The organism is Pontibacterium sp., from assembly GCF_041587635.1.
GTDB lineage: Bacteria > Pseudomonadota > Gammaproteobacteria > Pseudomonadales > Balneatricaceae > Pontibacterium.
In genome coordinates this window covers 1-5,443 of the sequence record NZ_JBFGYC010000261.1, presented here as the reverse complement: position 1 = coordinate 5,443, position 5,443 = coordinate 1, and the positions used below count along the sequence as shown (strand labels likewise).

At 48.9% G+C, this 5,443-nt stretch carries 6 protein-coding genes and 1 pseudogene; 4 read left to right on the top strand and 3 right to left on the bottom strand.

Translation table 11 applies throughout. The annotated features are described in order from the left end of the window. The 3 genes from nqrF to sthA form a co-directional block, all read left to right on the top strand. Nucleotides 1–657: NADH:ubiquinone reductase (Na(+)-transporting) subunit F (gene nqrF / locus ABYW01_RS12950; RefSeq protein ID WP_372833326.1), on the top strand; the 657-nt coding region annotated here is incomplete at its 5' end. A 6-nt stretch (nucleotides 658–663) separates the two neighbouring features. After that, nucleotides 664–1,701 carry an FAD:protein FMN transferase gene (locus tag ABYW01_RS12945; RefSeq protein WP_372833323.1) on the top strand — a complete coding sequence of 346 codons (1,038 nt, stop codon included), beginning with the start codon at nucleotides 664–666 and terminating at the stop codon, nucleotides 1,699–1,701. Between the two features lie 275 nt (nucleotides 1,702–1,976). Continuing rightward, nucleotides 1,977–3,377 (top strand): Si-specific NAD(P)(+) transhydrogenase, encoded by a 1,401-nt coding sequence (sthA, locus tag ABYW01_RS12940; RefSeq protein WP_372833320.1) that lies wholly within the window; start codon nucleotides 1,977–1,979, stop codon nucleotides 3,375–3,377. A gap of 52 nt (nucleotides 3,378–3,429) precedes the next feature. On the opposite strand, the gene ABYW01_RS12935 is transcribed toward sthA, so the two are convergent. The 3 genes from ABYW01_RS12935 to ABYW01_RS12925 are packed head-to-tail and all read right to left on the bottom strand — an operon-like array spanning nucleotide 3,430 to nucleotide 5,152. Beyond that, nucleotides 3,430–3,711: a hypothetical protein gene (locus tag ABYW01_RS12935; RefSeq protein WP_372833317.1), complete on the bottom strand. Its 282-nt coding sequence runs from the start codon at nucleotides 3,709–3,711 to the stop codon at nucleotides 3,430–3,432. A 17-nt stretch (nucleotides 3,712–3,728) separates the two neighbouring features. Further along, nucleotides 3,729–4,565: a DNA replication terminus site-binding protein gene (locus ABYW01_RS12930; protein WP_372833315.1), complete on the bottom strand. Its 837-nt coding sequence runs from the start codon at nucleotides 4,563–4,565 to the stop codon at nucleotides 3,729–3,731. After that, nucleotides 4,565–5,152 carry a PilZ domain-containing protein gene (locus ABYW01_RS12925; protein WP_372833313.1) on the bottom strand — a complete coding sequence of 196 codons (588 nt, stop codon included), beginning with the start codon at nucleotides 5,150–5,152 and terminating at the stop codon, nucleotides 4,565–4,567. The genes ABYW01_RS12930 and ABYW01_RS12925 overlap by 1 nt, the downstream gene beginning before the upstream one ends. Before the next feature lie 110 nt (nucleotides 5,153–5,262). Here ABYW01_RS12925 and ABYW01_RS12920 point away from each other — a divergent pair. After that, a pseudogene (locus ABYW01_RS12920) lies at nucleotides 5,263–5,443 on the top strand (lipoprotein-releasing system transmembrane subunit LolC); the annotation flags it as partial.

The following is a 5,443-nucleotide window of genomic DNA, read 5'->3' as shown; positions in this document are numbered from 1 at the left end:
GGTGATTGGGATCAGTTCAACATGTGGCAGTATGTGTCCACTGTAACTGAGCCGACTATCCGTGCTTACTCTATGGCGAACTACCCTGAAGAGCGTGGTGTTGTTAAGTTCAACATCCGTGTTGCATCTCCACCGCCGGGAACCGACTTCCCGCCGGGTCAGATGTCTTCTTATGTGTTTAGCCTGAATCCGGGTGATACCATTGATGTTTACGGTCCGTTTGGTGAGTTCTTCGCCTCGGAAAACGAATCTGAAATGGTCTTCATCGGTGGTGGTGCGGGTATGGCGCCAATGCGTTCTCATATCTTTGACCAGCTGAAACGTCTGAACGCTACGCGTAAGATTTCGTTCTGGTATGGTGCGCGCTCCATGCGTGAGTCGTTCTACAACGACGAATACGACATGCTTGCAGCAGAGAATGAAAACTTCGACTGGCATCTGGCACTGTCTGATCCACTTCCAGAAGATAACTGGGACGGAATGACGGGCTTCATCCACAACGTACTGTACGAAAACTATCTGAAGGATCACGACGCTCCGGAAGATTGTGAGTACTATATGTGTGGACCGCCAATGATGAACTCCGCTGTTATTCAGATGCTGTTGGATCTGGGTGTCGAGCGCGAAAACATCTTCCTGGATGACTTTGGTGGCTAACCACGGATGAGTAAGCTGTTTAAACAGTTGAAACTCGTAAAATGGCCGGCAGCTATGCTGCTGGCCATTTTTGTAATTACGGGTTGTCAGCAAGCCAAGGATGAGGTCCGCTCTATTCATGGCCTGACGATGGGTACGAGCTACTCAGTCAAATGGGTATCCAGGGATGAGGGTACGCAAAAGGTACATGCTTCGGTCGAGGCTGTGCTCAAGGACATCAATCAAAGCATGTCCACCTATATTAAAACCTCTGAATTATCACAACTAAACCAATCTGCAAGTACCGACTGGATGCCCTTGTCTGCGGCTCTTTATGATGTTCTGCGGCTGTCGACAGCGATTAGTGAACAGACGGGCGGTGCGTTTGATGTTACCGTGGGTCCACTGGTTAATCTTTGGGGGTTTGGCCCCGATGGGCGGGTAGTTAAAGCACCATCTGAGTCCCAGATAGAAACGCAAAGAGCGCGTGTTGGTTATCAGAAAGTTGGTTTGAATCCTGGGCAGCAACAGGTGAAAAAAGCGGTCGCTGATCTCTATATAGACCTCTCTGCTGTTGCTAAAGGTTACGCAGTTGACCGGGTCGCATCGTTGCTAGAAGAGCAAGGCATTACGCGGTATTTGGTCGAGGTTGGAGGGGAGTTGCGCGCAAAGGGCTTAAAGCCCGGAGGGAAGGACTGGCGTATAGCGATAGAAACGCCTGATGCGTCCACTCGAAGTGTGCAACGTATTATCAATGTTCAGGATATAGCGATTGCTACGTCTGGTGATTATCGTAACTATTTCGAAGAAAACGGCGTGCGGTTCTCTCATACTATTGATCCCGCAACGGGCGCGCCGATTAATCATAGTTTGGCTTCAGTGACTGTGCTGGCCTCTACATGTGCGGAAGCTGATGCGTTAGCGACGGCATTTATGGTGATGGGGACAGAGCGTGGCTACGAATATGCGATGCAGCATCGAATTAATGCATTGTTTATCCGTAAAAGCGGTGATGGATTTGAAGAAGTTATAACGCCAGGGTTTAAGAAATATCTGGCTAAGTAAGATTTGTATTTAGCTCCTAAGGAGTTGGATAAAGACAGTGATCTATCAGCTTGCCGATTGAGCGGCTTATCTGGTGGAGAAAAAAGCGACACACAATAAACGTCTAAAGCCATAAAAGTGAGCCGGTTTATGCCGTTGGCGGGTATGGTTTTAGGGATAAATCTAAAGGCTAATGTTTTGGTTGTATTGCTGAGAGTTAAGCTTGATGCAGTGCGGCATAGACTGACGTGCTAATTAAAACAACAGGATAATAACGATTATCTAAGGGGAAAGTGATGGCTGTTTATGACTACGATGTCATTGTGATCGGTTCCGGTCCGGCTGGCGAAGGGGCGGCGATGAATGCTGCTAAACATGGTCGCCGGGTAGCTGTAGTAGAGGAACAGGATCTGGTGGGTGGTAACTGCACACACAAAGGTACTATCCCCTCAAAGGCGTTGCGTCACTCCGTTAAACAGATCATCGAGTTTAACACCAACCCAATGTTCCGAGAGATTGGGGAGCCGCGCTGGTTCTCTTTCCCAAAAGTACTGAAACGCGCCGAGAAAGTTATCTCTAATCAGGTTGTGTTGCGTACGAACTTCTATGCCCGCAACCGTATCGATGTCTTTTTTGGTCGTGCATGCTTTCAGGACAAGAACACGATTCAGGTGAGTGGTACTTCAAAAGGCACAGAGACGCTGCGTGCCAAGAATATCATCATTGCAAGTGGTTCTCGTCCGTATTGCCCGAGCGATATAGACTTCAAGCATCCACGTATCTATAGCTCCGACACAATCTTGAAGCTGAGTCATACGCCGCGCACCATGATTATTTACGGGGCGGGTGTTATTGGCTGTGAGTATGCGTCCATTTTCAGCGGTTTGGGTGTGAAGGTTGATCTGATTGATAATCGCGATCGCCTGTTGTCCTTCCTTGATGGTGAGATTTCCGACGCCTTGAGTTACCACCTGCGTAACAACGCAGTGAAGATTCGTCACAACGAAGAGTATGAATCGGTAGAAGGTGACAGCAACGGTGTAGTGCTGACGCTGAAATCCGGTAAGAAGATTCGTGCGGATGCTTTCCTGTGGTGTAACGGTCGTACGGGTAATACCGACAATTTGGGGCTTGAGACGATCGGGCTGGAAGCAAACGGCCGCGGTCAGTTAGAGATTGACGAGCACTACCGTACGTCAACGGACGGTATTTATGCTGTGGGTGACGTTATTGGTTGGCCAAGCCTGGCTTCGGCTGCTCTGGACCAGGGTCGTGCAGCGGCCGCTGATATGTTGAGTGGTGATGACTTCCGTTATATCAACGAAGTACCTACCGGTATTTATACAATTCCAGAAATTAGCTCTATCGGTAAAACTGAAGAAGAACTGACTGCGGAGTGTGTACCGTACGAAGCAGGTCAGGCTTTCTTTAAAGATACTGCACGTGCTCAGATCTCCGGTCAGCCGGTGGGTATGTTAAAGATCCTGTTCCATCGCGAAACCCTGCAAATCCTGGGCATTCATTGCTTTGGCGATCAGGCATCTGAGATCGTGCATATCGGGCAGGCGATTATGGCGCAGGAAGGTGAAGCGAATACGATTAAGTATTTTGTGAACACAACGTTCAACTATCCGACGATGGCTGAAGCGTATCGTGTGGCTGCTATTGCCGGTTTAAACCGTATTGCCAATCTCTGATTGAGCTTTGTATAAAAAACCGGCCTAGTGCCGGTTTTTTAGTTTCAGGAGGTTATTTCTTTTTCGGTGGGTCTTTGTAGAAGCCGTCTTCGTAATATTTTCCGGTAATGCCTAGTTTCTTTTCGCTCCAGCGCACCCAGAGTTTCCACAGGAAAAAGCCGGGCGTCATTGCGACCATAATGCCAACCATCAGTCCTGCGCCAGCATGTTCCTCAGGCGCGAGTTCAACGGCCCAGTCAAATACACCCAGCTCGCGTGCGCCCAGGTACCATGCCATCAAGCCCAAGAAGCCAATTGCCGTGGCAATATGATGGAGGAGATTCTGTTTGGTCATAATGAAGTACCTGGTGTTTAGTTATAGCGGTGAATCCGGAGGCTAGGTAAAAACGGGTCGGGATTGATCTGCAGATCCCGGCGTTCCATACGTTGCCGCTTTTCAGGTGGGTTTATATCAGGTTCGTTGTGCTCTGGAAATGGCTGATTGGCGGAAAGTGGGAATAGAATGGGCAGCGGGCAGTTTCGCGCTTTGCGTACAGTGTGGGCTTTTCGTTTCCACACCGCGTTGGCTCTCATGACAGGAACCTGCGGTTGCAGTTGGGCCAGCAGTTCGCCGGGTTTTAAGTTGCCCAAGGATTGCAGTTGAATCTGCACATGAGGCTGACTTATATCCAGTTTAAGTAGCATCGCTTCGGCTTGTGTAATGGTTAGCTTTTTGATGCTGCGGCCACTTGTGTACCAGCTAAAGCCGACCTGTGAAGGTGTACCTTCCAGTATTGGGAGTAGGCGGTAGCACTGCTTTAAATGCAGCCTTGCTAAGCCTGTGCGGTTCAGTTTCTCTGCCAGTATACGTGAGCGTTTTTGCAGGAGTTCGCCGGGCAGCTCGCCAGCCTGTGTTTTGTATCTCTGAATAGCGGATTTAAAACTGATTTTTTGCTGGTTAGTCTGAAGTGCTAGCGAGAGCAGTTCATCGCTGCAGCCAACGAGTCCCCACTGACTTCGGGTTTCGCGGCCATCATGACCGTCTTGATACCAAATATCAGTGTAGAGAGTAGCCAGATCTTGATGGGGTGTAGTGGAGCAGGGTAACCAGCAGCGGGGTTTTTCCTGCAGCAGTTGTGTTGCAAACCGCTGCAGATGTTTGTGCATCAATTCAAAGCTTTCAATGATCGAAAGCTCCAGAGTATTCATCAGTCGGAACTTTGTTCGCTGTTCTGGCGTTCTAGGCGGCGCTGGTGGCTTTGCAGAAGCATTACCTGGCGAGCCAGTAGTACGCGGCAGCTTTCAGGCATGCGAATAAACTCGATGCCGACTTTGTAGTGGCCGTTTGACATTGGGATCAAGCGACAGACCTTAGCGTACAGTAGAAGGCCGATGCAGGTTTCAGGAAATATCAGCTTGATTGCGAGATGTTGGTCCATATCGAATGTTTCAGGATATTCGAACATCATGCCGCCTTCAGACAGGTTGATCTCCTGAGAGAGAATCTGCTCCAGCTCGATGCCATTTACAGCGACTGCTTTGGCAATCGTGTCGATTTTGCGGTGCATGAGCTGTAAGAATGCGGCGGTGTTGGCATCTTTCTCCGCGATTTTTCGGAGTAAGTGATCACCTTCAGTATCGAGATCCTGCAACTGGCTTAAGAGGAGGAAGTAGGGTGAGACTTCAAACTGAACCGGCGTAGGGTTTTTGGCAATCTCCTCTGCGCTGATGGGTTTTAGCTCAATCGATACCTGATGATCAATACGGAAAAACTTACGGCGTTCCTGTTCTTGCATCCAAATAGCCCTAATCAAAGCACTGGTCTGATGTAATTCTTGGATCGAGTATAACCAATATTTCACTGAATTTGTTAGAGAAAATGTCCTTTCTATGCTTTAATCCGGCCATGTTTAAGCCTCTGTCGTTATACGTTGGTTTGCGCTATACCGCTGCCAAGCGAAGCAACCATTTCATCTCTTTCATCTCTCTGGCTTCAATGCTTGGCTTAATGCTTGGTGTGGCCGCTCTCATCGTTGTACTTTCCGTCATGAATGGGTTTGATCGTGAACTCAAGCAGCGAATTCTAG

What these genes read in the sequence shown, in the direction of transcription:
- ABYW01_RS12945 (WP_372833323.1), top strand. Translation starts at nt 664, where the DNA reads ATGAGTAAGCTGTTTAAACAGTTGAAACTCGTAAAATGGCCGGCAGCT.
- sthA (WP_372833320.1), top strand. Translation starts at nt 1,977, where the DNA reads ATGGCTGTTTATGACTACGATGTCATTGTGATCGGTTCCGGTCCGGCT.
- ABYW01_RS12935 (WP_372833317.1), bottom strand. Translation starts at nt 3,711, where the DNA reads ATGACCAAACAGAATCTCCTCCATCATATTGCCACGGCAATTGGCTTC.
- ABYW01_RS12930 (WP_372833315.1), bottom strand. Translation starts at nt 4,565, where the DNA reads ATGAATACTCTGGAGCTTTCGATCATTGAAAGCTTTGAATTGATGCAC.
- ABYW01_RS12925 (WP_372833313.1), bottom strand. Translation starts at nt 5,152, where the DNA reads ATGCAAGAACAGGAACGCCGTAAGTTTTTCCGTATTGATCATCAGGTA.